This window comes from Halosimplex rubrum (assembly GCF_013415885.1).
In the GTDB taxonomy this organism is placed as follows: Archaea; Halobacteriota; Halobacteria; order Halobacteriales; family Haloarculaceae; genus Halosimplex; species Halosimplex rubrum.
This window is the reverse complement of the sequence record NZ_CP058910.1, coordinates 2,198,340-2,222,163: the sequence shown is the minus strand read 5'-3', so window position 1 is coordinate 2,222,163 and position 23,824 is coordinate 2,198,340. Positions and strand designations below refer to the sequence as shown.

At 68.7% G+C, this 23,824-nt stretch carries 26 protein-coding genes and 1 tRNA gene; 17 read left to right on the top strand and 10 right to left on the bottom strand.

Annotation, left to right across the window (positions count from 1 at the left end):
* Nucleotides 1–14: 14 nt before the first annotated feature.
* From HZS55_RS11055 to HZS55_RS11045, 3 genes are all read right to left on the bottom strand, one after another.
* Nucleotides 15–992, bottom strand: a complete 978-nt coding sequence (locus HZS55_RS11055; RefSeq protein WP_179911723.1) for a ribokinase — start codon at nt 990–992, stop codon at nt 15–17.
* Complete coding sequence (gene deoC / locus HZS55_RS11050) at nt 979–1,659, bottom strand: deoxyribose-phosphate aldolase (RefSeq protein WP_179911722.1); 681 nt, start codon at nt 1,657–1,659, stop codon at nt 979–981. The genes HZS55_RS11055 and deoC overlap by 14 nt, the downstream gene beginning before the upstream one ends.
* Before the next feature lie 156 nt (nt 1,660–1,815).
* Complete coding sequence (locus HZS55_RS11045; RefSeq protein ID WP_179911721.1) at nt 1,816–2,304, bottom strand: 50S ribosomal protein L11; 489 nt, start codon at nt 2,302–2,304, stop codon at nt 1,816–1,818.
* A 292-nt stretch (nt 2,305–2,596) separates the two neighbouring features.
* Between HZS55_RS11045 and HZS55_RS11040 the strand changes: the two genes are divergently transcribed.
* Both HZS55_RS11040 and HZS55_RS11035 read left to right on the top strand, forming a co-directional pair.
* Nucleotides 2,597–3,586: a transcription initiation factor IIB gene (locus HZS55_RS11040; protein WP_179911720.1), complete on the top strand. Its 990-nt coding sequence runs from the start codon at nt 2,597–2,599 to the stop codon at nt 3,584–3,586.
* Between the two features lie 140 nt (nt 3,587–3,726).
* Complete coding sequence (locus HZS55_RS11035) at nt 3,727–4,563, top strand: TrmB family transcriptional regulator (RefSeq protein WP_179911719.1); 837 nt, start codon at nt 3,727–3,729, stop codon at nt 4,561–4,563.
* A gap of 34 nt (nt 4,564–4,597) precedes the next feature.
* On the opposite strand, the gene HZS55_RS11030 is transcribed toward HZS55_RS11035, so the two are convergent.
* On the bottom strand, nt 4,598–4,798 hold the full coding sequence (locus tag HZS55_RS11030; RefSeq protein WP_179911718.1) for a VNG_1110C family protein: 201 nt from the start codon (nt 4,796–4,798) through the stop codon (nt 4,598–4,600).
* Between the two features lie 184 nt (nt 4,799–4,982).
* Here HZS55_RS11030 and HZS55_RS11025 point away from each other — a divergent pair, with 184 nt between their 5' ends.
* From HZS55_RS11025 to artA, 5 genes are all read left to right on the top strand, one after another.
* Nucleotides 4,983–6,092, top strand: a complete 1,110-nt coding sequence (locus HZS55_RS11025) for an OBG GTPase family GTP-binding protein (RefSeq protein ID WP_179911717.1) — start codon at nt 4,983–4,985, stop codon at nt 6,090–6,092.
* Nucleotides 6,089–6,541 (top strand): TIGR04206 family protein, encoded by a 453-nt coding sequence (locus HZS55_RS11020; protein ID WP_179911716.1) that lies wholly within the window; start codon nt 6,089–6,091, stop codon nt 6,539–6,541. Before HZS55_RS11025 ends, HZS55_RS11020 begins: the two co-directional genes overlap by 4 nt.
* A 48-nt stretch (nt 6,542–6,589) precedes the next feature.
* On the top strand, nt 6,590–7,342 hold the full coding sequence (locus HZS55_RS11015) for a VOC family protein (RefSeq protein ID WP_179911715.1): 753 nt from the start codon (nt 6,590–6,592) through the stop codon (nt 7,340–7,342).
* 550 nt (nt 7,343–7,892) lie between these two features.
* Nucleotides 7,893–11,054 (top strand): DUF7282 domain-containing protein, encoded by a 3,162-nt coding sequence (locus tag HZS55_RS22625; RefSeq protein WP_179911850.1) that lies wholly within the window; start codon nt 7,893–7,895, stop codon nt 11,052–11,054.
* 168 nt (nt 11,055–11,222) lie between these two features.
* Entirely contained in the window at nt 11,223–12,272 is a 1,050-nt protein-coding gene (artA, locus tag HZS55_RS11005; RefSeq protein WP_179911714.1) for an archaeosortase A, read from the top strand.
* Here the strand turns inward: artA and dph5 are convergent.
* Nucleotides 12,261–13,040 (bottom strand): diphthine synthase, encoded by a 780-nt coding sequence (dph5, locus tag HZS55_RS11000; RefSeq protein ID WP_179911713.1) that lies wholly within the window; start codon nt 13,038–13,040, stop codon nt 12,261–12,263. The genes artA and dph5 overlap by 12 nt on opposite strands.
* 124 nt (nt 13,041–13,164) lie before the next feature.
* On the opposite strand from dph5, the gene HZS55_RS10995 reads away from it, so the two are divergent.
* The gene (locus HZS55_RS10995) at nt 13,165–14,151 is read left to right on the top strand and encodes a class I SAM-dependent methyltransferase (protein WP_179911712.1); all 987 of its coding nucleotides are present in this window, start codon (nt 13,165–13,167) and stop codon (nt 14,149–14,151) included.
* Here HZS55_RS10995 and HZS55_RS22620 read toward each other — a convergent pair whose 3' ends face one another.
* A complete protein-coding gene (locus HZS55_RS22620) occupies nt 14,152–14,784 on the bottom strand; it encodes a plastocyanin/azurin family copper-binding protein (RefSeq protein ID WP_246308414.1) in 633 nt (210 codons plus the stop codon). It abuts the gene before it with no gap.
* 166 nt (nt 14,785–14,950) lie between these two features.
* Between HZS55_RS22620 and HZS55_RS10985 the strand changes: the two genes are divergently transcribed.
* The 3 genes from HZS55_RS10985 (at nt 14,951) to HZS55_RS10975 (ending at nt 15,679) form a co-directional block, all read left to right on the top strand.
* Nucleotides 14,951–15,024 (top strand) — tRNA-Thr (locus tag HZS55_RS10985).
* An 83-nt stretch (nt 15,025–15,107) separates the two neighbouring features.
* Nucleotides 15,108–15,284 (top strand): hypothetical protein, encoded by a 177-nt coding sequence (locus tag HZS55_RS10980; protein ID WP_179911711.1) that lies wholly within the window; start codon nt 15,108–15,110, stop codon nt 15,282–15,284.
* Nucleotides 15,285–15,325: 41 nt separating this feature from the next.
* Nucleotides 15,326–15,679, top strand: coding sequence for a hypothetical protein (locus HZS55_RS10975; protein WP_179911710.1), 354 nt, complete (start codon nt 15,326–15,328; stop codon nt 15,677–15,679).
* 44 nt (nt 15,680–15,723) lie between these two features.
* Here HZS55_RS10975 and HZS55_RS10970 read toward each other — a convergent pair whose 3' ends face one another.
* Both HZS55_RS10970 and HZS55_RS10965 read right to left on the bottom strand, forming a co-directional pair.
* The gene (locus HZS55_RS10970; protein WP_179911709.1) at nt 15,724–15,966 is read right to left on the bottom strand and encodes a DUF7385 family protein; all 243 of its coding nucleotides are present in this window, start codon (nt 15,964–15,966) and stop codon (nt 15,724–15,726) included.
* A 38-nt stretch (nt 15,967–16,004) separates the two neighbouring features.
* Nucleotides 16,005–16,874 carry a cytochrome c oxidase subunit 3 gene (locus tag HZS55_RS10965; RefSeq protein WP_179911708.1) on the bottom strand — a complete coding sequence of 290 codons (870 nt, stop codon included), beginning with the start codon at nt 16,872–16,874 and terminating at the stop codon, nt 16,005–16,007.
* Between the two features lie 196 nt (nt 16,875–17,070).
* Here HZS55_RS10965 and HZS55_RS10960 point away from each other — a divergent pair, with 196 nt between their 5' ends.
* From HZS55_RS10960 to HZS55_RS10945, 4 genes are all read left to right on the top strand, one after another.
* On the top strand, nt 17,071–18,468 hold the full coding sequence (locus tag HZS55_RS10960; protein WP_246308413.1) for a hypothetical protein: 1,398 nt from the start codon (nt 17,071–17,073) through the stop codon (nt 18,466–18,468).
* Complete coding sequence (locus tag HZS55_RS10955) at nt 18,465–18,809, top strand: C2H2-type zinc finger protein (protein ID WP_246308412.1); 345 nt, start codon at nt 18,465–18,467, stop codon at nt 18,807–18,809. Before HZS55_RS10960 ends, HZS55_RS10955 begins: the two co-directional genes overlap by 4 nt.
* An 83-nt stretch (nt 18,810–18,892) precedes the next feature.
* The gene (locus tag HZS55_RS10950) at nt 18,893–19,177 is read left to right on the top strand and encodes a DNA-directed RNA polymerase subunit L (protein WP_179911707.1); all 285 of its coding nucleotides are present in this window, start codon (nt 18,893–18,895) and stop codon (nt 19,175–19,177) included.
* Nucleotides 19,178–19,262: 85 nt separating this feature from the next.
* Nucleotides 19,263–19,832, top strand: coding sequence for a hypothetical protein (locus HZS55_RS10945; protein WP_179911706.1), 570 nt, complete (start codon nt 19,263–19,265; stop codon nt 19,830–19,832).
* 29 nt (nt 19,833–19,861) lie between these two features.
* Here the strand turns inward: HZS55_RS10945 and HZS55_RS10940 are convergent, their stop codons facing one another.
* Complete coding sequence (locus tag HZS55_RS10940; RefSeq protein ID WP_179911705.1) at nt 19,862–20,527, bottom strand: DUF502 domain-containing protein; 666 nt, start codon at nt 20,525–20,527, stop codon at nt 19,862–19,864.
* 386 nt (nt 20,528–20,913) lie between these two features.
* On the opposite strand from HZS55_RS10940, the gene HZS55_RS10935 reads away from it, so the two are divergent.
* Both HZS55_RS10935 and glmS read left to right on the top strand, forming a co-directional pair.
* Nucleotides 20,914–21,486: an HTH domain-containing protein gene (locus HZS55_RS10935; RefSeq protein WP_179911704.1), complete on the top strand. Its 573-nt coding sequence runs from the start codon at nt 20,914–20,916 to the stop codon at nt 21,484–21,486.
* Between the two features lie 180 nt (nt 21,487–21,666).
* On the top strand, nt 21,667–23,475 hold the full coding sequence (gene glmS, locus HZS55_RS10930; RefSeq protein ID WP_179911703.1) for a glutamine--fructose-6-phosphate transaminase (isomerizing): 1,809 nt from the start codon (nt 21,667–21,669) through the stop codon (nt 23,473–23,475).
* A 57-nt stretch (nt 23,476–23,532) separates the two neighbouring features.
* On the opposite strand, the gene HZS55_RS10925 is transcribed toward glmS, so the two are convergent.
* Nucleotides 23,533–23,805, bottom strand: a complete 273-nt coding sequence (locus HZS55_RS10925) for a hypothetical protein (RefSeq protein ID WP_246308411.1) — start codon at nt 23,803–23,805, stop codon at nt 23,533–23,535.
* Nucleotides 23,806–23,824 lie beyond the last annotated feature (19 nt).

Here is a 23,824-nt window from a genome sequence, read left to right as displayed (position 1 = left end):
CGCGACTCCACCGCTCACCACGGCTCGGCGAGCAGGTCGTCGACGGCGCCCCGCTCGGGGAGACCGGGGATCACCTCCGACGCGGTCACCGCGAGCGCGCCGGCCCCACAGCCGAACCGCACGGCTGCTCGGTCGTCCAGCCCTTCCGCGAGCGCGACGGCCAGCGCGCCGTTGAACGCGTCGCCGGCGCCGGTCGTGTCGACCGCGTCGACGGACGGTGCTGCGACGCGCTCGACGCCGTCCCCGGAGACCAGCAGCGCGCCCGCGTCGCCGCGCGTCAGCACGACGGTCCCGACGCCGAGGTCGAGCAGCTCGCGGGCGACCGCTTCGTCGGTGATCTCGCTTTCGCCCTCGCCTCCGCCTCCACCTTCACCGCCCGCTCCCGCGCTACCGTCGCCGCCGCCGGCCAGCGTCCGGGCTTCGTGCTCGTTCGGCGTGAGGTAGTCGACGCGTTCCAGCACCTCAGACGGGAGTTCACGGGCGGGCGCGGGGTTGCAGACGACCGTCGTGTCGGCCTCGGCGGCCGTCTCGACCGCCGCCCGGACCGGCTCGTCGCCGATCTCCAGCTGGACGAGCAGCGTGTCGGCGGTCTCGATAGCCGGGGCCTCGTCGCGCACGGCGGCCGCCGAGAGGCGGTCGTTGGCCCCGGGCGCGACGGTTATCTCGTTTTCGCCGTCCTCGTCGACGACGACGAAGCCGACGCCGGTGTGGGCCGCGCCGTCCCGGGTCACCGCGTCGGCGTCGACGCCCTCTCGCTCCCAGAGCGCGACCGCGTCGTCGCCGTAACGGTCCGCGCCGACGCGGCCGACGAAGCGCGACTCGGCGCCGAGCCTGGCGGCGGCGATAGCCTGGTTCGACCCCTTGCCGCCGGGCCCCTCCGCGAACCCGCGGCCGACGACCGTCTCGCCGGGCGTCGGGAACGCCGGCACCTGCATCGTCAGGCCGACGTTGTAGCTGCCGACGACGGCGACGACGGGGTCAGTACTCGCCATCGCCGACGGCCCCGGTGACGATCTCGACGCCGCTGGACGCCCCGAGCAGGTCCGCGCCCGCGTCGAGCAGTTCGTCGGCGCCCGCCAGGGTCTTGATCCCGCCGCTGGCTTTCACCTTCACGTCCTCGGGCGCGCGCTCGCGGAGGAACTCGACCCGTTCGACGGTCGCCGTCCCGCCCTCGCCCCAGCCGCTGGAGTTTTTCACGTAATCGAAACCCGCGTCGACGGCCAGGTCGACGATCCGCTCGGCCTCGTCGTCGTCGAGCGCGCCCAGCTCGAGCATCGCCTTGACCGTCGCGTCGCCGCTGGCGTCGACGACCAGCTCCATCTCGCGGCGAACGTCCTCGAAGCGGCCGGACTTGACGAATCCGACGTTGGGCATCACGTCGACCTCCTCGGCGCCGGCGGCGACGGCGTCCCGGATGGCCGCCGCCTTCGAGACGGGTCGGTCGCCCCCCATCGGGAAGCCGACGGCGCTGCACACCGTCACGTCGGTGTCCGCGAGTCTGTCACTCGCCAGCGGGGCCCAGCACGCCTGCACCATCGCCCCGTCGAAGCCGTACTCGATACACTCCTCGCACAGCTCCTCGATGCGGTTCTGGTCGGCCGTGGGGCCCACCTCCGTGTGCTGGATTCGCCCCGCGACCTCCTCGGGCGTTCGTGTCATGAGTTAGCACCGACCGAAGAGACGGCTGTGGGGCGTATAACGTTGTGGCCGGCGGGTCGTCTGCGGAGTTCCGACCCGATCGGAGGCGCGCACGCGGGGCTGCGGGGTCGGAATCCCGGAAAACGCGCGGATCCGTCGACGGTCCGTCGGAACCGTCTACGCGGCCGCTTCGTCGGCGAAGTGGTCGTCGTACTCGCCGTCGTCGATGCGCTCTTTGAACTCGCGGGGGTCGTTGCCCTCGATGGTCACGCCCAGCGAGGTGCAGGTCCCGACGACTTCTTTCGCGGCGTTTTTCGTGTCGTAGGCGAGCAGGTCCGTCTGTTTCTGCTCGGCGATCTGTGTGACCTGGTCGACCGAGAGGTCGGCGACGAAGGTCTCCTGGGGTTCGCCGCTGCCCGTGTCGAAGCCGGCCTCGTCCTTGATGAGTTCGGCCGTCGGCGGGACGCCGACCTCGATCTCGAAGCTCCCGTCGTCGTCGTACTCGACGGTGACGGGGACCTCGGTGCCGTCGAACGCTTCGGTCTGGTCGTTGATATCCTGGACGACTGCCTGCACGTCCACGGGCGTCGGACCGAGTTCCGGCCCAAGCGGCGGGCCCGGATTGGCCTGCCCGCCCGGGACGAGCACTTCGATAGTTCCAGCCATACACGACGAAACCGGCGGGGCGGGTTTAAGAATTGCTTTTCGCGGACGACGCCCGGAGAAGGACACATGTTGGGTACGACAATCAATACCACTGCCCCGCAAGACCGATTCGGTGACCAGCCGGAACCGCTCGGCGACCGTCGACCGCCCCGTTCCGTATCGACCGTTAGCGGCGCTGATTGTACTGTAACTACTACCATAACAACTCTACAGTAACTATTTACGTGAGTAGGACATACTATCGAGTGCGAACAACGGGCCGGTGGCGACACGCCGCCGGGCCGGACACACAATGACAAGCACGAACCAGCGAGTGACGGGCCGTCACGTCCAGCCCATCGAACACACGGACGAGGAGACCGACCGGGAGTCCAAGTCGGAGCGCGAGCGCGACGAGTGCCCGGAGTGCGGTGCGGCTGGGATCACCGACGAGAAGCGCGGCGAGACGGTCTGCCGGGAGTGCGGCGTCGTGCTGGAGGAGGACGTGGTCGACCGCGGTCCCGAGTGGCGGTCGTTCGACGCCCGCGACAAGGCCCAGAAGAGCCGCGTCGGGTCGCCGACGACCGAGATGCTCCACGACAAGGGGCTGTCGTCGGTCATCGACTGGCAGAACAAGGACGCCAACGGCCAGACGCTCTCGGCGAAGAAGCGCGAACAGATGTCCCGGCTGCGCACCTGGGACGAGCGGTTCCGTTCCCAGAGCGCACAGGACAGAAACCTCAAGCAGGCGCTGGGGGAGATCGACCGCATGGCGAGCGCGCTGGGTATCCCGAAGGACGCCCGCGAGACGGCCAGCGTCATCTACCGCCGCGCGCTCGACGAGGAACTCATCCCCGGCCGGTCCATCGAGGCGATGGCCACCGGGTCGCTGTACGCCGGCGCCCGCCAGGCGGGCGTCCCGCGCACGCTCGACGAACTCGAAACCGTGAGCCGCGTCGACCGCAAGGAGTTCGCGCGCGCGTACAGGTACATCGCCCGCGAACTCGAACTCGCGATGGAGCCCACCGACCCCGCCCAGTACGTCCCGCGGCTGGTCTCGGACCTGGACCTGCCCGAGGAGACCAAACAGCGGGCGGTCGAGCTGCTGGAAGCGGGCAAGCGCGAGGCGGTCCACTCCGGGAAGAACCCGGTCGGGCTCGCCGCGGCGGCCATCTACGCGGCCGGTCGACTCACTAACGTCGAGGTGACCCAGCACGAGGTCGCCGACGCCGCCGACGTGTCCGCCGTGACTATCCGCGACCGCTACACCGAACTGCTCGACGCCGACGACCGGGCCGCCTGAGGTGACGAGCGTGCCGACAGGCGCCCGCGTCGACGCCGTCCGGCGCCGTCGCAGACCCCGCGACCGCGCCGCTCGCTCCCGGTGTCGCGAACGACCACCGTTATACCGCCGACCGTGCAATGTCCTCTGAGAGAACCCGCATGTCACACGACGAGTCAGCCGTCGGTCCCGACGACGACGATCTGGTCGCCGAGACCGCGTCGCTGCTGGAGACCTTCGGACTGACGAGCTACGAGGCGAAGTGTTTCGTCGCACTGACCCGCATCGGCCACGGCACCGCCCGCGAGATCGCGGAAGTCGCCGACGTGCCCCGCCCGCGCGTCTACGACAGCGTCGAGTCGCTCGCCGACCGCGGACTCGCCGACGTGCAGGACGCACAGCCCCGGCGCTTTCGCGCCCCCGAACCCCGGGACGCCGTCGAGACCGTCCGCCGCGAGTACGGCGAGCGCCTCGACCGGCTCGAGGGGCTGCTCCCCCGGCTCCAGTCGCCCGAACCCCGCGAGGAGCGGGCCGGCGTCTGGGTCGTCGAGGGCGACGACGCCGTCAGCGACCGCCTGGCCGCGCTGGCCGACGACGCCGGCGACGAACTGCTCGTCGTCCTCGCCGTCGAGAGCCTGCTGACCGACGAGGTCCGCGACGCGCTCGCGGCCGCCGACGAACGCGGCGTCGAGATAACCGTCGCGTCGCCGAGCCCCGCTATCCGCGAGGCCGTCGCGGAGACTGTCCCCGCCGCGTCGGTCGTCGAGACCTGGACGTGGTGGGAGTCCCACCCCATCCGGGCCGGCGAGATCAGCGCTATCCTCATGGCCGACGGCCGCGAGCTGATCGTCAGTTCCGACCTGGAGACGGATCTGCCCGGGATCGACCGTCACAGCGCCGTCTGGACCGACGACGAGCGCGCGCCGCTCGTCGGGTTGATGCGACCGCTGCTCGCCGAGGCGATCCGCTCCGGATCCCCCGCTCACGGGCCGGCGTAACGCTCGAGAATCGACCGGGGTCCCCGACCCCGAATCAGGCGACGGAGATGCCGTTGCGCGCGAGGAAGTCGCTCGCGCTCTTTATCTCGACGGGACTGCCGATGATCCGCACCCGACAGTCCTCCCGGCGGATCGTGAGCGTGAACCGCCGTTCGAGGTCCTCGCGCAGCCCCTCGATGGCGTCCGCTGGCAGGAGGATCTCCGTGCTGTCACGGAGGCGGGCCGGATCGGACATGATCGATCCTCATCGGCGCTCGTCGTATTAGTGTGTCGGAACGCGATTCATTTCGAGGAGAGAACATTTACGCGTGGCACGATAGATCGCGATCGCGTCGGGCGGCGACCGAGGGGTCCACCGCCGCGGTCGCGACCGGGGCGGAGGAACACCTTTTTCGGTACCGGTTGCCGACTCCATCGTAATGGGGCTCGAAGAGGAGATCCGCGAGATCGAAGAGGAGATCGCCGAGACGCCCTACAACAAGTCGACCGAGGAGCACATCGGTCGGCTGAAGGCCAAACTCGCGGACAAGAAGGAGAAGCTGGAGAACCAGTCCTCGGCCGGCGGCGGCGGGGGCTACGCCGTCGAGAAGACCGGCGACGCCACCGTCGCCCTGGTCGGCTTCCCCAGCGTCGGCAAGTCGACGCTGCTGAACGCCCTCACTAACGCCGAGAGCGAAGTCGGGTCCTACGAGTTCACCACGCTCGACGTGAACCCCGGCATGCTCAAATACAACGACGCCAACATCCAGATCCTCGACGTGCCCGGGCTCATCGAGGGCGCCGCCGAGGGCCGCGGCGGCGGCCAGGCCGTTCTCTCGGTCGTCCGGACCGCCGATCTGGTCGTGTTCGTCCTCTCGGTGTTCGAGATCGACCAGTACCGGCGCCTCTACGACGAACTGTACAACAACAAGGTTCGCCTCGACACCGAACCCCCCAACGTCTCCATCCGGAAGAAACACAAAGACGGCATCAGCGTCACCTCCAGCGTCGACCTGGAGCTCGACGAGCAGACCATCAAGAGCGTCCTGCGCGAGCGCGGGTACGTCAACGCCAACGTGAACATCGGCGAACAGGTCGACATCGACCGCCTCCTCGACGGCGTGCTGGACAACCGCGAGTACCTCCCCTCGCTGGTCTCGGTCAACAAGGCCGACCTCATCGAGCCCGACTACCTCGACACCGTCCACGAGCAGCTGCGCGACCACGACATCGACCCCGACGAGACCATCTTCATCAGCGCCGTGGAGGAGAAAGGACTCGACGCCCTCAAGCAGGCCATCTGGGAGGAGCTCGGGCTCATCCGGGTCTACATGGACAAACCCGGCCGCGGCGTCGACTACGACGAGCCGCTGGTCCTGCGGGAGGGCGACACCATCGAGGACGCCTGCGAGAAGCTCGGCGGCGAGTTCGAGGAGCGGTTCCGCTTCGCCCGCGTCTCCGGTCCGAGCGCCAAACACGACGAACAGCAGGTCGGCATGGACCACCAACTCGCCGACGAGGACGTGCTCCGCATCCTGACGACGCGATGACCGACCGCGAGACGGCCGCCGGGTCGCTCTCCACTGGGGCGTTCTCCCGCCGTCGACGTGCCCTCGCGGTCCTGGCCGCCGGGCTCGTCCCGTGGCTCGTCATCCCCTACGAGGACGCCGTCGGGCTGGTCTTCTCGGTGGCACTCGCGAACACGGAGACGCTCGCGCTCACTTCGGTCTACGATTACGTCTTCGTGTACACGCGCGGGCTGCCGACCGAGCTGCTGGCGTGGCCGACGGCGACACTGCTGTACGGCGCAGGGGTCGCGAGCGCCGCGCTCTCGCGGGTCGACCGCGAGGACCGCCGCGTCACCGCCGGACTGTTCGCGCTGGCGGCGTTCGACGTGTGCTACGCCGTCCTCGGATTCTCGTCGTTCCGAGCGGGCACCATCGCCTACCCGCTCGGTGCCGTCTTCCTCGCCCTCGCGGCGTGGACGAGCCGTCCCTGACGTTCCGCGTTCGGTATCCTTTTCGAACTGGCTACCCTCCGATCGCGTATGGACGCCACGCTCGATCACGTGATGATGCGCGTCGAGGACCTCGACGAGTCGCTCGACTGGTACACCACACACCTCGACTACGAGGAGAAGGGTCGCTGGGAGGCCGACACCTTCACCAACGTCTTCCTCGGCCCGGAGGACGTTCACGACGAGGGCGCGCTGCTGGAACTCACCTACAACCACGACGGCCGCTCGTACACGATGGGCGACGGCTGGGGCCACATCGCCGTCCGCGTCGAGGACGTGAACGACGCCTACTACGAGCTGATGGACGAGGGCGTCGAGGACTACCGCCGTCCGGAGGACAACCCCGGCTACGCCTTCGTCAAGGACCCGGACGGCCACGAGATCGAGATCGTCGAACGCGACCACGGCGCCCGCTGGAGCATCGACCACACGATGGTCCGCGTCGAGGACGCGGACGAACACCTCGGCTGGTGGACCCGCAAGTTCGAGTACGAACACACCGGTCGCTGGGAGGCCGACGGCTTCGCCAACTACTTCCTCAAGCCCGAGGGCGCCGCCGAGGAGGCGATGTCGGTCGAGCTGACCTACAACTACGACGGCCGCAGCTACGAACTGGGCGACGCCTGGGGCCACCTCGCCGTCCGCGTCGACGACCTCGACGAGGGCTGGGACCAGTTGATGACTCGCGAGGCCGAGGACTACCGCGACCCCGAGAGCTGCGACGACAACTACGCGTTCACGAAGGATCCGGACGGTCACGAAATCGAAGTCGTTACGTCGTAATCGAGGTTTGTGTTCGGACGCGAGCGAAGCGAGCGGCCGCTTTTTGCCCCATCTTTTTGCGCGAGCGGTACCCGCAGGGCCGGAGGCCCGAGGATACCCGACGCGGAAAAAGGTGGTCGGGGAGGACCCGGACGGCCACGAAGTCGAAGTCGTCACGTCGTAAACGGCGGCTGTCCGCCCGCGATGTCGATGTACCACGCCGCAGTCGAGAACGTTCGTTCTGCGCCGTGGTAGGCGTCGCATACTCGCGATCTCCGGTATTTAATACATCCCCCGTCAGCGGTCTGTGGGACAGGTGTCTGACACGTATCGCGAGTGCGTGAAACACTCACAAACGGGTTCTGTGGGCCGATCTGTGCCGGAAGGTGGCCGTTCATCCCTCGGGTATGACCACAAAGCATTTATTACATCCGCTGGTGGATCGTACCGTACCCCTACCCATGGCTGCAGTATTGAGTACACCACTGTCGGTTCGGCGCGGCCGTCTAACGGTCGCGTGTCCGCGTGGTCGGAAAGCTGCTGTGGCCGCTGATAGAAGATCCAACAAACTATGACAGGAACCAACGACAAGCTGCGTAGCTTGTTCCTGACGGTGCTGATGGTCGTCTCCGTCTTCGGAGGGACCGTCGCATTCTCGGGTGCAGCTGCTGCGGCTAACACGGACCCCGGCATCGCAGATGCCACAGAGTCCGATGACGACATAACGGTTGAATTCAACCGTAGTGGAGTTGAATCGGTCGCACAGGCCAACGACATTCGGGATGAAGACATCGAGGTCTTCGTCCGCGCCGCAGACAGCGGCGAGTTCGTCAACTACAGCACGAACGCGTCCGCTGACTTCGGCTTGGGCAACGTCCAGTACGACGACGCTGGCCCGACCACCGAAGTCACTCTCGGCGCCGCGAACGCGTGGAACGACCTCAGCCCGGCTGACGAGGTGAAGGTCCGCTTCCAGAACCTCACCAGTCAGAACAACCCGAACGGCGAGTACAACACCGGTAACGTCACGGTCGACGTCTCCGCTGCTGTCGTAGCGGCGGACGGCCAGGACGACGACATCGACACGGCGCAGCGTGTCTACGCCGGTACGCCGATCTCGATCGACGCGTCGCACTACGCCGACAACACGCCGTTCCTCTTCCAGAACGCCGACACCAACCAGACGCTCCTGGAAGGGTCGACCGGCGAGGACTCCGCGCGGTACGTGTTCAACACGGACCGCCTGTCCTCCGGCACGACCTACCGTCTGGTCTTCAACCCGGCGAGCCAGGCACAGAACGTCCCCACGACGGGCGCCCGTGAGGTCGCGTACATCACGGTCGACTCGCTCGAGCTCTCGGCCTCGCTCGACCAGGACGGAGATCTCTTCGAGCACAACGAAGAGGTCAACCTCGACATCAGCGGTGACGCCATCCGCGGTAACTCGCGACTGGCCGTCACCGTCGACGGCAACTCGACGCAGTACGAGTCCGCCAGCCTCGACAACGGCGGCGAAATCGTCGACGCCGACTACACCTACGACCCCGGCGAACTCAACGCGGACGACTACACGGTGACGGTCACGGACGTTCAGACCGGCATCGACGTCACCGCCGGCGAGTTCACCGTTGACGGGTTCCCGACCGCTGACTCCGCCTCCTTCGGTGGCGGCGTCTTCGAGGAGGAACGCGGTGACGTCGTCGAGATCCCCATCGAGCTGAGCGACAGCTCGGAGGGCGCTCTGGCGACGGTCTCCATCGGTAGCCTCAGCGAGACCAACTACGTCACGAACGTGACGGTCGCTGACGAGGACGGCGACGGCGAGGTCGTCCTCGAGTGGAACACGTACATGTCCGGTACGAACATCTCTGACCGTATCTTCACGGCTCAGGGTGCGGACAACATCTCCTCGTTCGGTGGCGAGTCCGGTGACTTCGTCACCGACCTCCGCCGGAGCTACCTCGGTCGGTTCGACAACCCCGACAACGGTGGAGACGGCGACGGCTTCGCGGAAGTTGGTGAGATCCCGAACGATGTCGACACCGACAACTGGGACCTTTACCAGCCGAATGAGGGCGGATACGACAACGATGCAGATCAGTCCTACTACACTGCATCCAACCTCTCCGCCAGCCAGAACATCAACTACGCCGAGGTCGCGACGATCGACCCGGCCTCCTACGACCTCGCAGTTGTCGCCAACGACGAGGACGACAACCTCGTTGACTACCAGTTCAACCTGACCGGTGTCGACGCAGAGGGCGTCGGTGCGGTCTCCATCAACTCGCGCTCGACCGAGAGCAGCGACGTGTGGGTCGTTCCGTCCGACAAGACTGGTGACGTCGACTTCGAGTTCATCGACGAGAACACCGACAACAACGAGGACCCGATCGACGGGAACCTCACGCAGTCCGACCAGGCGACCAACGGTGAGCTCGTCGTTCACCAGATCTCCGCCTCTGGTCTCGAAGGTATCCTCCGCAACCGCACGGACGCGGGCGCCAACGATACGGCCGCGTTCCTCGCGGAGGACACTGACTTCGGCGGCAGCGACTTCGCTGCGTTCAACGCCTCGTTCACCGAGGAAGACGTCGGGCCGAACCGCGACGCCCGACAGTTCGACCTCGACACGACGAACACGGTTGTCATTCCGGACTACGAGAATGACACCTACTACGTGGCCGTGAAGCTCGGCGGCGTTGACGAAGACAAGCTGGTCGACGGCGACACCTGGAACGCGAGCTTCCAGTTCGCCGAGTACGATTCGATCGGCCCGGTCCTCGGCGGTGACGGTGGCGGCACCATCAACTCGCTGTGGACTTACTACGACGCGGACGCGTCCCTGGACACGAACTCGGAGGACGAAGTCATCATCCGCAACCAGGAAGGCCAGACTATCCGCGGCGACACCAACGTCGCTCCGGGTACGAAGCTCGGCCTCCGCATCAACAGTCAGTCGGACACGAGTCCGTTCCTGACCACGCTGAACACCCACGTCACCGAGGACCGCACGTTCGCGGCGACCGGTGACTTCAGCCAGCGCGGTGCAGGTATCAACTTCACCGTTGCGGTCCGTCGCGGTGGCGAGCGTATCAGCGACGGTACCTACAACGGCCAGATCCTGGCCGAGGCGACTGCCACTGTCACGTTCAGTGACCAGGCAGTCTCCGAGAGCAACCAGGAAGTCGTCGTCGACTCCGCCACGCTCTCCGACGGTGGCTTCGTCGCCATCCACGAGGGTAGTGCCAGCGGCGACGTCATCGGCACCAGCCGCTTCCTCGGGGCTGGCACGCACCAGAACGTGCGTGTCGACCTCGACACTCCGGTCAACGGGACCACCACGCTGGTCGCCATGCCGCACCTCGACGACAACTCCAACAACCTGTACGACTTCCCCGAGGCTGACGCGCCGTACACTGCCGACGGTAGCGCAGTGACCGCCAGCGCGTCCGTCTCGCTGGACAGCGCGACGGCAACCCCGTCGCCGACGCCGACGCCGACCGCGACGCCGACCGCGACGCCGACGCCGACCGCGACGGCAACCCCGTCGCCGACGCCGACGCCGACCGCGACGCCGACCGCGACGCCGACCGAGGCACCGTCCGACGGTGACGACGGTGGCGACACGACGCCGTCCCCGACCACGACCGGCGACGGTCCTGGCTTCGGTGTCGCTGTCTCCCTCATCGCCCTGCTCGCGGCTGCGCTCCTCACGGCGCGCCGTCGCGACTAAGGTAGCAGAATCGGGCTGACGCCCGATCCCTAACCGCTCGACATTTTTTCGACGCTACCCGGACAGCGGCTGCTGTGTGTCGTTTCCGTACTCCGGCCGTTCGTGCGCGCGCCAGGCACGCAACGACAAAGCATATACTCCCGATCCCGTTACGTTGAGGCAGTACCGATGCTCGACACCGTTCTCGCCGGGCTCGACTGGGCCACTCGGTTCTCGGACCCGCTCGCGTGGCTCGTCCTCGCGGCGTTTCTCGCGACGACGGCGCTGGAGCTGACCGACCGACGCGAACGGGCCCGCAAGGCGGGCGTCGCAGCGTGGGGGCTGTTCGGCGTCTTCTGGTTCACCCTCATCTATCACTTCGCCTTCGTCCAGAAGAGCGTCATCGAGGGCGCCGGGACGCTGGTCGCCGTGCCCGCCTCGTTCTACGTCGGCTACCTGCTGTGGTCGGGTCGAGACTCGCTGTTCGTCCTCTCGCGGGCCGTTCTCCTGATGGGCGTCGTGTTCTTCCCGTTCGAATCCGTTCCCGCGTTGCGGCAGTTCCTGGTCGAGACGGTGACGGATCAGACCGCGCTGTTGATCTCCCTGGTCGGTTCGGACCCCCAACTCGTCACGGGGTACGAGGCGGTCGTCGACGGACAGTCGGTCGTCGCATACGACGGCTACATCGTCGGCGAGAAGGAACACCTCTACCACAACACGTTCGTGTTCGCGGACGGGGAGAGCCCGATCTTCTACACGATCATCATCGCCTGTACGGGGATCGGGAGCATGGCAATCTTCGCCGGGCTTATCGCGGCCGTCGAAGCGCCGCTCCGCCGGAAACTCCGCGCGCTCGCGGTGTCGATCCCGGTCATCTACGCCCTGAACCTGGGGCGGAACGTCATGATCGCCGTCGGGTTCGGCGAACAGCGCTTCCACCTGTTCCCGGGGCTGATCACGTCGGTGTTCGGGCTGTCGGACCCGCGGCAGGTCTCCTACATCGTCATCGACCGGATCGTCGCCCAGAGCCTCTCGGTGGTCGCGCTCGTCGGGATCACGTACCTCGTCGTCCGGGAACTCCCGGAGGTGTTGACCATCGTCGAGGACCTACTGTTCGTCGTGACGGGGACGGAGTACGACCTGCGAGCCGCGCTGGACGTGCCTTCGGCGGCTGTCGACGGGGATCCGGAAGTGGGGACGGAGGCGAGCGAGGGCGCGAGCACCCGCTCAGACGACTAGCTCCTCGAGGAGGTCGGTCGGGGCGTCGCCGAGGGCGGCGAGCGCGTCCCGTTCCATGAGGTGGAGGTCGCCGGGGATAACGAGCAGATGCAGCGGTTCACCGAACGACGCCTCGGCGAGCGCCGAGAGTCGATCCGCGCGGACGGTCGGATCGGGGCTGCCCGCGCGGGCGACGACGACGCCGAGCGCGTCCTCGTAGGCGTCGGCGAGGCGCGCGGCCGCCCGGTCGGCGCGCATGTAGTCGTCGTGTTCGGCGTCGATGTCGAGGAAGACGAGCGTGTGGAGACCCCGTTCCCGGTTCGCGTCGACGGTGTCGACGACGCTCTCGGGGAGGGTGTCGCCAGCGTGGGAACGCTCGAAGGGCAGCGTCGTCGCCTTGCCGAAGCGGTAGTTCTGGAGGCCGGTGAGCGAACTCGCGGCGGCCTGTGCGGTCGTCCCGTGGACGACGCGGGTCTCGATACCCCGGTCGTGAGCGCGCAGTCGCAGGTCGGTGTGGGTCGTCGAGATCATCGTGTCGCCGGCCGTGCAGAAGACCACCTCGGCGTCGGCGGCGTCGTCGAGGACGTCGTCGGGCGACTGCTCGACGCCGGCGCGGTCGCGGACTTCGATCTCGGTGTCGTGGTACGATTCGAGGTCGGCGAGCGTCGCGCCGGCGAGCTTGCTCGTGTAGAACTCGGCGACGACGCGGTCGGCGGCGCGGATGGCGTCGCGGCCCGCGACGGTGACCGAGCGCTCGTCGTAGAGGCCGAGTCCGACGAAGGTGAGCATACGCCGACTCCGTCGCCGAACGGATTAAGCCCCGCGAAGCGCCCGCGAGCCGAGTGGGGAGCGGCGGCCGCGCGATCGCCAGCGAAGCGTCAGGCTTACCGCGCGACGGCGACCTATCGGTGCTATGGAGGTCTCCTGCGTTCGGGTGCCCCGCGAGGACGGGGAGGCGACGCGTCGCCGGCTGGCCGACGCCGACCTGGTCGACGAGGACTACGAGATCGCGGTCGCCGACGGCTCCCTCTACGTGCCGGTCACGGACCCGTCGGCCGTCCCCGAGGAGTTCGACGTCGTCGTCCGGGACGCTGACGCGCGGGAGACCCAGACGATGCCGGCGGACCTCGTCGAGTTCGACCCGTCGTACGAGCGACTGGGCGACGTGGTCATCGTCGACGAGGACGACCCCGACCGCGCGCGGGCGCTGGCCGACGCCATCGTCGAGTCCGCGCTGCCCGTGAAGACGGTCGTGAACCGCGCGTCGAAGGTCAAGGGGACCGAGCGAGTGCGCGACTGGGAGGTCCTGGCCGGCGAGAGCACGGAGGCGGTCCACCGCGAGTACGGCTGCGAGTTCGCCCTCGACCTGGCGACGGTGTACTTCTCGCCGCGGCTGGCCACCGAGCGCCACCGCGTCGCCGAACAGGTCGCGTCCGGCGAGCACGCGTTCGACATGTTCGCGGGCGTCGGCCCCTTCGTCGTCCCCTTCGCGAAACGCGGTGCGACCGCAGTGGGCGTCGACATCAACGAGGACGCGATCGAGTACCTGCGGGAGAACGCCCGCCGCAACGGCGTCGAGGAGCGCGTGACGGCGATCACCGGCGACGTGCGCGAGGTCGCCGCGGAGTACGAGGGGTGGGCCGACCGACTCGTGATGAACCTCCCCCACAGCGCCGACGAGTTCCTCGACACCGCCGTCGCGCTGGCCGGCGACGACTGCGTCGTCCACTACTACGACATCCAGCACGAGGACGACCCCTACGGTCCGGGCGAGCGGGCGATCCGCGCGGCGGCCGAACCGGAGTACGACGTGTCCGTCGAGCGGCGCCACACCGTGCGGTCGTACGCGCCCCACGAGTTGAACGTCTGTCTCGACGTGCGGCTGACGCGGGCGGGGTGATCACCCGGCGAAGTCGCCGTAGCTGACGGCGCCCTGGTCGACGATGGTCTGGCTATCGGGGAGCTCGCCGTCCGGGGGCTGGCCCTCGGTGGCCGGCCCGCCGGGCTCGCCGACGACGAGTCGCCCGATCATCCCGAGGGACTTGTGCGGGCCACAGAAGTAGTCGTACGTGCCTGTCGTCTCGAGCGTGTGCTCGAAGGTCGCGTCCGCTTCGCTCAGGACCTCGCTGCTCCACGGCTCGGCGTCGGAGGGGATTCGGGTGGTCTCAGCCTGGTCGTTGGACTCGGCGTAGGCGACGGTCGAGTGTGCGCCCGAGACGTTGACCCACGTGGCGGTCGTGCCGGGCTCGACGAACAGCCCGATGGGGTCGAAGTAGTACTGGTCGCCATCGGTCACCATGTCTACCTCGCTGGGCCCGGCCGTGACCGTCCCACTGCCGTTCTCGGAGTCCCCGTCTTCGTCGTCGGTGGCTCCGCCGTCGTCTGTCTCGGTTGTCTTTCCTGAGACATCGTCCTCGTCGGTCGGGGTCTCGTCGTCCGCGCCGGCACCGGGGGCCCCGCTACAGCCGGCGAGTGCGACCGGGAGGGCAGCGACTGTCGATCCGACGGTGGCGAGATACGTGCGTCGTTTCACAGCGCGAGTTAGGAGGGGACGCGCTTGTGGGGCGGGCTTGCGATAGCGTGATGGAGCCCGACCGCGCGGAGCCGCCGTGTTCCACGGCAAACCGCCACAGGCGAAGTCCGATTCGCAATCCTTATTGTGGTTATCGGCGGTAGGATGAAACGGAGCGACGTGGCGCGCCGGTGTAGCTCAGACTGGTAGAGCGAATCCTTCGTAAGGATTAGGCCAAGGGTTCAAATCCCTTCACCGGCTCTCTTTGTGACTCCCGACCCGTGAGCGGCGTCTCTGTCCTCGCGACCGGTAGCATCAAGCAGGTAGGGACGGTCGGTACGCGTATGCGGTCAGAGGACGACATCCGGGAACGGATCGCCGAACTCGAGGACGCGTACGACAGAACGGACCCGCCGACCTCGGAGCTGGAGGACGAGGCGGAGGTCGCGATCCTCCGGGCCATCGAGGAACTGGAGTGGGTGCTCGAAGAACACGAGGCCGAGTCCGGGTTCACGACCTGAGCGTCGGAACCCCTATTTTCGCTGCCCTCCGCTATCTCCCCGTGCAGTCGACGACTCGCGACGCGCTGCTCGCGACCGTGAGCGGCGGTGCGCTGCTCGCGGTTCTCGCGGTCACGGAGTCGCTGTCGCCGCTCGGTCGGCCCGCGGTCGCCGTGGCGGGCGTCGGCGCGGCGCTGGCCGTCGAGGCGCTGTTCGTCGCGGACACCCCGGTCGCGGAGCTGTGGGTGCGGCCGAGCGTGCAGGTCGGGAGTGCGGCCGCGCTCCTCGCGGGCGCCGGTCTCGCGACGTGGGCCCTCGGTCCGTGGGTCGTCGCGGCTGCCTGCTGGGGCCTGGCGACGTACTTCGTCTTGCTCGCGCTGCTGCTCGCGGGCGTCTGGGGTGGGACCTCCGAGTGACGGAAGCGCAACGCGGAGTGACCGAGAAGCCGGACGGACCGCCGTCAGTGGGTGAGCAGGAGCACTTGGTCGTCGGTGCGGACGACGCAGAAGGGACCGCCGGGGTTCCCGAAGGTGTTCTCGCGTTTCTCCGAGACGAACAGATCGTCGAACGCGTCGCCGCAGGCCGGGCAGGCGAAGTCGTTCCTGTTTTCGAGGTGCATCGTCGCCCGGTCCTGACTCATCAGTTTCAGGCCGTGGCGGTACTCGTGTACGTCGAACGAGCCCTCGACGTCGAGCGGTTGCATACCCCCAGAACGGGGAGACGTCGTCTTGAAACTCCCGCTCAGATGTTCGCTTCGGCGCCGACGTAGAGGACGACGACGAGGAACACCCAGACGACGTCGACGAAGTGCCAGTACATCGAGGCCGTGCTGACGGAGGTGTGTTTCTCGGCGGAGTACTGCCCTTTGAGGGCCCGGACGAACACGATCCCGAGGAGCACGGCGCCGAGGCTGACGTGGAGGCCGTGGAGGCCGGTCAGGCCGTAGAAGCCCGACGCGAAGGCGCCGCCGGTGAGGGTGAACCCCTCCTCGACGATGAACACGTAGTACTCGTACACCTGGCCGCCGATGAAGACGACCCCGAGCAGGAGCGTGAACCCGAGCAACTGGAGAAATCGAGTCCGGTTGTTCTTCCGGAGTGCGGTGTGTGCGAAGTGCAGCGTGAAACTGCTGACGACCAGGATACCGGTGTTGATGAGGACGAGACTGCTCAGCAGGTGCGGGAGCTCGCCGGGGGGCCAGGTACCCGCGCGGATGAAGAAGTAGTAGACGAACCCGGCGCCGAAGGTGGCGATCTCGGAGCCGAGGAACAGTATCATCGCCAGCCGGAGGGTACCGCTGCCGTGTTCGTCCGTGCCCCCTTCCCAGAAGTTGACGACGAACGCGTGGTACAGCCAGCCGTAGAGGCCGGCGAGGAACAGGCCGACGCTGGCGACGGTCGCGGCCGGGCCGTACATCGGGTCGACGAGCGGTTCCTGACCACGGCCGAGCACGAACAGCGCGGCGGCGACGTAGATGCCCGCCGCGCCGACGGCGGTGATGAACGGCCACCAGCTGGCCTCGCCGAACCCGCGCGGCCAGTCCTCGACCGCCGGCAGGTGGTGACCACCGTGGTCCCCGTGGTCCTCTGACGTATCGTCCGCGAGACTCATACCCCGGACTTGCGCCAGCAACACTAAAAAGCCTCCCAAACCGTCCGCGCCCGGGCGTCGGCGGCCGACCACTCCCGCGGTTCTCCGAACGCGTTCGCCGGCCGTCGCGGCTGGGGTCGCCGGCCGTCGGAGACGGGGGCCGCCGTCCGGTCGGGCTTCGATACTTTGATCGGGGGGGGAGTCCAAACGCCGACAGATGGACCGACGACGGACTCCGACGGTCGCGGCCGCCCGCGGGGTGACGGCGGCCGCAGTCGCGCTCGCCGCCGCCGTCGCCGCGCGGCCCGTGCTCGCCCACGGCGGGTCGCTGGGCGGGTCGGCCCGCGAGTCGCTGAGCGTGCCGACGTGGCTGATGCTGGCGACCGGCGGCGCCGTCGTCGGCGCCTCGTTCCTGCTGGCGACGTTCGCGACCGACCGGTCGGCGCTGGACTGGCTGGTCGACTCCCGGAGGCGGCTCGCGCCCCCGGCACCGACCGCGCTCCGGTGGGCCGCGGGCGCTCTCGGCGTGGCTGCGCTCGTCGGCATCGTCGTCACCGGGTTCGTCGGGCCGACGGACCCGCTCTCGAATCCCGCGGTCGTGATCGTCTGGGCGGGCTGGTGGGCCGGGTTCGCGATGAGCACGTACCTCGTCGGGAACTCGTGGCCGGCCGTCAACCCCTGGCGGGCGATCGCCGAGGCGCTGCCGGACCTCGGCCGGGAGTACCGCTGGACGCTCGGCGCCTGGCCGAGCGTCGCCGGCCTGCTCGCGCTCGTCTGGATCGAGGTGGTCAGTCCGCTGGCCGACGACCCGCGGGTCCTCGCGGTCACGGTCGTCGCCTACTCCGTCGTGACGCTGGCCGGCGCGGTCGTCTACGGCACCGAGACGTGGTTCCGCGAGGCCGACCCCGTCTCGCGGGTGTTCCGCTACTACGGCGCGGTCGCGCCGGTCGGCCGCGACGACGACGGGTCGCTCTCCCTGCGGTTCCCGGGCGCGGCGCTCACGAGCGACCGCCTGGACGGCGTCGACGAGGCGGCGTTCGTCGTCGCGATCCTCTGGGTGACCACCTTCGACGGGTTCGTCGCGACGCCGGCATGGCAGTGGCTCGCCCGCTCGCTGGTGAACCTGGGGTATCCGATCGCACTGCTGTACCCCGGCGCGATGGTCGTCGGCTTCGCGCTCTTCCTCGGCGTCTACCTGCTGGCGTCCCGGCTCGCCCGCCGGACGGCGCCGACCTACGTCGCGAGCGAGACGCTCGCACGGCGGTTCGCCCCGCCGCTCCTGGCTATCGCGGCCGGCTACCACGTCGCACACTTCCTGGGCTACTTCCTCTCGCTCGTCCCGGCGCTCGTGGCGGCGGTGACCGCGCCGCTGGCGACGGTGAACCCGGGGCTGATCGTCGTCCCGGGCTGGTTCGGCGGCGTCGCCATCGCCGGCGTGCTCGGCGGGCACCTCCTGGCCATCTTCGCCGCCCACGTCACCGCCTTCGACATGTTCCCGGGACGACTGCAGGCCATCCGCAGCCAGTACCCCTTCATCGCCGTCATGGTCTTCTACACGATGGCGAGCCTCTGGATCGTCACCAGACCGGACGTGCCCCTCCCCTACCTCCAATGACCGAGCCACCACCCACCGACCCGTCCGACGAGAGCGAGGCGCCCGCCGAGCCGAGCGCGGCCGGTGACGGCCCGTCCGTCGCCGACGACACCGCCTACGACGTGCCGCCCGACGCGCCGGTCTCCGAGTGCGAGTACTGCGCGCGGCCCTTCGAGTCGGCGGGGCTGCTCGCGCTCCACCGCGGGCGCGCTCACGGCTCGGCGATCACCGAGGGCGAGCGGACGGCCTACGAGGAGACCTACGAGGCCGAGTCCGGCCAGTTACAGCGGTTCCGACTGAAGGCGTTGGCGGCGCTGGTGCTGCTGTACTTCGGGTTGCTGATGGTGTACGCGGTGGTCTGACCGCTCGGACCACGGCGGGGCGAACGGGACGCTCGGACGCCCGGAACGTAAGTTTCATGCGCGCGAAGGGGTAGTGTACCCGTATGGAACTGCGGGTCATCGAGAAAGAGCCGACGATGATCTCTATCGAGATCGCCGGCGAGAGTCACACGTTCATGAACGTGCTGAAGGGCGCGCTACTGGAGACGGAGGGGATCACGGCGGCGACCTACGACGTGAACCCCGAGCAGTCCGGGGGCCAGACCGACCCCGTGCTGACGATCAAGACCGACGAGCGGACCGACGCGCTCGACGCGCTGGAGGCCGGCGCAGAGCGGGTCGTCGAGAAGTCCAACGACTTCACCGACGCCTTCGAAGCCGCCGCGTAACCGCGGACGGGTCGTTCCTCTCGTCGTCGCCGCGACCGCCAGCGGCGGCCACACGTTTTTGCCGCGGTCCGCCGATGGCGGTGACATGACCGAGCGGGACGGGCGCGCGGGCGCCGAACCGGAGCCGGACATCGACGACGTGATCGAGGACCTGGAGGCGCTGGAAGAGCTGGTCGACCGGCCCGAGGAACGCGAGCGGGTCCGCGAGGCGATGCAGACGGCCCGGCGGGCCGACAGACGGCGGGTCGTCGGGCGCATCCGCGACGCCTTCGACCTGCGGGACGCGGGCGAAGCGGCCGTCGGCGCCTTCCTCTTCGGGATCCCGATGGTGGTCGAGGGCGGCACCACGGAGATCGGGCTGGCCATCGCGGGTTCGCCGGTGGCCGTCGCGCTGACCGGCGCGATCGGGCTGGTCTTCGTCCTCGGGATCCTCCACGCCGCCCGGTTCGAGGCGGTCGAGGCGGACCTGCTCGCCGGCGTCGTCCCGCGGCGGCTGATCGGTATCCTCGCCGTCTCCGGGGGGATGGCCGTCGGGCTCATGACGCTGTGGCGGCGGGTCGACTGGAGCCAGCCGGAGGTCGCCGCGGCGCAGTGTCTCGTGACCGCGGTCGTGATGGGCGTCGGCGCGTCGCTGGGGGACGTGCTACCGGAGTAGCGGGCGACAGGACGGCCGGTTGGCCCGAGTCAGTCGGCTCGTTCGGGCTCGGGCACGGCGTAGTCGTCGTAGGCGTCGAGCTCGTCGGCCTCGCTGCCGATACCGGTGGTGACGATCATGCGCATCCCCTCGCGGACGCTCATGTCCGTCTCGTGGATCTCGGACTCGGACACCATCACGAGGCGGCCGGCGGTCGGGTTGGGGCTGTTGGGGAGGAACACGGAGTGGGCCCGGTCGCCGGTGGCCTCGTCGAAGCTGGCCGTCCCCTCGCCGGTGACGAAGCCGATCGAGTAGACGTCCTCGCGGGGGTACTCGATCAGGACCGTCCGCTCGAACTGCGACCCGGTGTCGACCAGCGAGGTCGCCACCTGCCGGACGCCGCCGTAGATCGTGCTGACGAGCGGGACGATGTTGACCGTCCGCCCGAGGTTGCCAAACAGGTGTCGCCCGATCGACCACTGGGCGACCAGCCCGAGGACGGTTATCACCGAGACGATCAGGACGACCGCGAGCACCTGCGCCGCGAGTTCGCCGCTGGCGGCCGTCTCGACCAGACCGAACCTGTCGACCATCGGATTGATGAACTGCAGCGAGAACGAGACCAGTATCCGGAAGATATAGAGCGTGATCGCCAGCGGCGCGACGAGGATGAGCCCGGCCACGAAACTCTCCTTGAGTCGGCTGGTCAGTGGCATGCGTTCGTGTCGGCCGCGGCGAGCAAAAAGGTGGGGCCACCGGAAGGACCCGGCTACCGGCGAGTACGTGATCGGTACCGGCGAATGCGCGGCCGAGACCGGTGGCGATCGACGGGTTCTAACTGGGGACGGTGGGTTCTGGCCGGGGATCGGTGGGTTCCGAGCGGGAGCCGGTCCGTCCGACCGGATCGGCGCGGTTGGTCCGAACGGGATCGGGCCGACGCGGGACGGTCCGGACGACCGAAACGGAGCGGCCGCCGGCAGTTCCGGAGGGCGTTACCAACCGTCCGAAGCGCGTTACCGCTGTGTTCGAGCGCCCTACTCGGCGCTCTCGCGGTAAACGGTCGGGCGATTCAAGAGCGTCCCGGAGCTTGTCCGACCCAACCGTGACACGAGACCGCTCGGATTCGACGGATATCTCGCACTCGGAGCCGACCGCCGACCCCGGGTTTCGGGCGTGGATGGACGCGACCGCCGACCGCTTCGAGTCGGCCGACGAACGACGCGTCGACGTGTTCGTCCGCTCGATGCTGCCGCCGCTGGGCGCCAAGTCGAGCCAGGAGGCGCTGATCGCGCGACTCGACGAGCTGGCGGCGGGGTCGTCGATCGACGGCGTCTCCGTGACGGTCACCGGGAACCGGCTCTGTCTGTGCGAGACCTGCGCTGGAACCGACGCCGAACGGTCGCTCCTCGACCGTATCGCCGAACTCGACGAGTGGGGCGAGGACCACGACGCCACCGCGAGCCCGTTCTTCGAGCGGCGGGAACTCGACTCCGCGATGGCCGAGGAGACCGCCCGGGCGCTCGTCCCGCCGCGCGTGACCGCCGCGCTCTACTGCGACGACGCGCTCGCCGGCGTGTTCCCCTGCCGGATCGGCGGACGCGAGTACGCGGTCGCGGACTTCGCGGACGCGCTCGAGCACTTCTGCGCCGAGCGGCGGCTCGTCGTCGAGCCGTAGCCGGGTTCGGCGCGACCGGCCGTCGAACGTACCGACCGCCTACCCCGCGCTCGTCCGGGCAAGTCGATACATAACAATGTCACGTTCTCGGTTACGCGGAAGCATGACAGAGTCGCCTGTCGACCGAACCGACCGGACCGAAACCGACGGAGCAGCGCCGGCCGCCCGGAGGTGGCGGTGATGTGCGGCATCACCGCCGCGGTCGGCGACGACGACGCGGTGTCGACGCTGCTGACCGGACTCCAGAACCTCGAGTACCGCGGCTACGACTCGGCGGGGGTCGCCGTCGTCGACGGCAGCGGCGTCGAGGTCGTCAAGCGCGAGGGGAAGGTCGACGAGCTCGCCGACCTGCTCTCGCGGAGCTCGATGGCCGGTCGCGTCGGGCTCGGTCACACCCGCTGGAGCACGCACGGCCCGCCGACGAACGCGAACGCCCACCCGCACACGGACTGCTACGGTGACCTGGCCGTCGTCCACAACGGGATCATCGAGAACCACGGCGAACTCCGCGAGCGGCTCTCCGAGATGGGACACACCTTCTCCAGCGACACGGACACCGAAGTCGTCCCGCATCTCGTCGAGGCCTACGTCGACGAGGGCGCGGGCGTCGAGGCCGCCTTCCGGCGCGCGGTCGACGACCTGTCGGGCAGCTACGCGATCGCCATGGTCCACGAGGACGAGGAGGTCGTCTACGCCGCCCGCCAGGGGTCGCCGCTCGTCTTCGGCGTCAGCGACGACTCGTACTACCTCGCCAGCGACGTGCCGGCGTTCCTGGAGTTCACCGACGACGTGGTCTACCTCGAAGACGGCGACGTGGTCCGGGTCACGCCCGGAGGCTACGACATCACCGACACCGGTGGCGCGCCCGTCGACCGGAGCGTCGAGACGGTCGACTGGACCTCCGAGGACGTGGAGAAAGGGGCCTTCGACCACTACATGCGCAAGGAGATCGACGAACAGCCGACGGCGATCGCTCAGGCCGTGCGCGGTCGGGCCGACGGCGACGGGGTCGCCTTCGAGTCGCTGTCGGCCGGCGCCTTCGCCGACGCGGACCGCGTCCACTTCGTCGCCTGTGGCACCTCCTATCACGCCGCGCTGTACGGGGCGCAACTGCTGCGCGAACGGGGCGTCCCGGCCCGCGCGTACCTCGCCAGCGAGTACGCGGTGACGGCCCCGCCGACGGAGGACGGGACCGTCCTCGTGGGGGTCACCCAGAGCGGCGAGACCGCCGACACGCTCGCGGCGCTCCGACGGGGCGCCTCCGAGGGGCTGCGGACGCTGGCGGTGACGAACGTCGTCGGATCGACGGCCGCCCGCGAGTGCGACGACACCGTCCTGATCCGGGCCGGGCCGGAGATCGGCGTCGCCGCGACGAAGACGTTCTCCTCGCAGGTGGCGACGCTCGGCCTGCTCGCCGAGCGGATCGCCCGCGAGGCGGGCGGTACGGGCTCGGCGACCGAGGGACTGCCGGCCGCGCTCGACGACGTGCCCGACGCCGTCGAGACCATCCTGGCCGACTCCTCGGCGAGCGCGCTGGCGACCCGCTACGACGACAGCGACGCGTACTTCTTCATCGGCCGCGGGACGGGTCACCCCGTCGCGCTGGAGGGGGCGCTGAAGCTCAAGGAGATCTCCTACGAGCACGCCGAGGGGTTCCCCGCCGGCGAGCTCAAACACGGACCGCTGGCGCTCGTGACCCCCTCGACCCCGGTGTTCGCCATCTGCACGGGTCAGCACACCGAGAAGCTCGTCGGGAGCATCGAGGAAGTGAGCGCGCGGGGGGCGCCGGTCGTGGCGGTCGCCCCGCGCTCGGAGAGAGAAGTGGCCGAGGTCGCCGACGACGTGCTGTGGGTGCCAGAAAGCCATCCCGAGCTCGTCGGCGTCCTGGCGAACGTCCAGCTCCAGCTGCTGTCCTATCACACCGCGACGTTGCTGGACCGACCCGTCGACAAACCGCGCAACCTGGCCAAGAGCGTCACGGTGGAGTGACCCGTCGCTACTCGTCGCGTCCGTGACCGAAGCCGCGAGCCGTCCTCGCCCGGCGGCTCATCGCTTGTCCGTCAGGTCACACACCGCGCTCTCGGAGGAGACGATGAAGGCGTCGTCCCGCAGCTGCTCTTCGGAGTCCGGCAGGAAGATGACCTGGTCCGGGTCGTCGACGACGTTGATCTTCTCCCACGCGATCAGCTCGTAGCCGAGGTTCTCTTCTAAGTCGGGGTCGACGGGCTGGTCGCGCCAGTCCGTCGGGAGGGCCTGCGCTCCCCGCGACTTCGTCTGTCTATCCGTCCACACGTCGGCGTTCTCGTTGTCTTCGGTCATGCTTACTCCGTGGCTCGTC

Bases quoted from the DNA above. Each gene is read 5' to 3' on its own strand.
- HZS55_RS10945 (WP_179911706.1), top strand. From the start codon at position 19,263: ATGACCGAGCGGGACGGGCGCGCGGGCGCCGAACCGGAGCCGGACATC.
- HZS55_RS11020 (WP_179911716.1), top strand. From the start codon at position 6,089: ATGACCGACCGCGAGACGGCCGCCGGGTCGCTCTCCACTGGGGCGTTC.
- HZS55_RS10955 (WP_246308412.1), top strand. From the start codon at position 18,465: ATGACCGAGCCACCACCCACCGACCCGTCCGACGAGAGCGAGGCGCCC.
- HZS55_RS11030 (WP_179911718.1), bottom strand. From the start codon at position 4,798: ATGTCCGATCCGGCCCGCCTCCGTGACAGCACGGAGATCCTCCTGCCA.
- artA (WP_179911714.1), top strand. From the start codon at position 11,223: ATGCTCGACACCGTTCTCGCCGGGCTCGACTGGGCCACTCGGTTCTCG.
- HZS55_RS10925 (WP_246308411.1), bottom strand. From the start codon at position 23,805: ATGACCGAAGACAACGAGAACGCCGACGTGTGGACGGATAGACAGACG.
- HZS55_RS10950 (WP_179911707.1), top strand. From the start codon at position 18,893: ATGGAACTGCGGGTCATCGAGAAAGAGCCGACGATGATCTCTATCGAG.
- HZS55_RS22625 (WP_179911850.1), top strand. From the start codon at position 7,893: ATGACAGGAACCAACGACAAGCTGCGTAGCTTGTTCCTGACGGTGCTG.
- HZS55_RS11035 (WP_179911719.1), top strand. From the start codon at position 3,727: ATGTCACACGACGAGTCAGCCGTCGGTCCCGACGACGACGATCTGGTC.
- dph5 (WP_179911713.1), bottom strand. From the start codon at position 13,040: ATGCTCACCTTCGTCGGACTCGGCCTCTACGACGAGCGCTCGGTCACC.
- HZS55_RS10960 (WP_246308413.1), top strand. From the start codon at position 17,071: ATGGACCGACGACGGACTCCGACGGTCGCGGCCGCCCGCGGGGTGACG.
- HZS55_RS11055 (WP_179911723.1), bottom strand. From the start codon at position 992: ATGGCGAGTACTGACCCCGTCGTCGCCGTCGTCGGCAGCTACAACGTC.
- HZS55_RS10965 (WP_179911708.1), bottom strand. From the start codon at position 16,874: ATGAGTCTCGCGGACGATACGTCAGAGGACCACGGGGACCACGGTGGT.
- deoC (WP_179911722.1), bottom strand. From the start codon at position 1,659: ATGACACGAACGCCCGAGGAGGTCGCGGGGCGAATCCAGCACACGGAG.
- HZS55_RS10940 (WP_179911705.1), bottom strand. From the start codon at position 20,527: ATGCCACTGACCAGCCGACTCAAGGAGAGTTTCGTGGCCGGGCTCATC.
- HZS55_RS11015 (WP_179911715.1), top strand. From the start codon at position 6,590: ATGGACGCCACGCTCGATCACGTGATGATGCGCGTCGAGGACCTCGAC.
- HZS55_RS11040 (WP_179911720.1), top strand. From the start codon at position 2,597: ATGACAAGCACGAACCAGCGAGTGACGGGCCGTCACGTCCAGCCCATC.
- HZS55_RS10980 (WP_179911711.1), top strand. From the start codon at position 15,108: ATGCGGTCAGAGGACGACATCCGGGAACGGATCGCCGAACTCGAGGAC.
- HZS55_RS11025 (WP_179911717.1), top strand. From the start codon at position 4,983: ATGGGGCTCGAAGAGGAGATCCGCGAGATCGAAGAGGAGATCGCCGAG.
- HZS55_RS11045 (WP_179911721.1), bottom strand. From the start codon at position 2,304: ATGGCTGGAACTATCGAAGTGCTCGTCCCGGGCGGGCAGGCCAATCCG.
- HZS55_RS10995 (WP_179911712.1), top strand. From the start codon at position 13,165: ATGGAGGTCTCCTGCGTTCGGGTGCCCCGCGAGGACGGGGAGGCGACG.
- glmS (WP_179911703.1), top strand. From the start codon at position 21,667: ATGTGCGGCATCACCGCCGCGGTCGGCGACGACGACGCGGTGTCGACG.
- HZS55_RS10970 (WP_179911709.1), bottom strand. From the start codon at position 15,966: ATGCAACCGCTCGACGTCGAGGGCTCGTTCGACGTACACGAGTACCGC.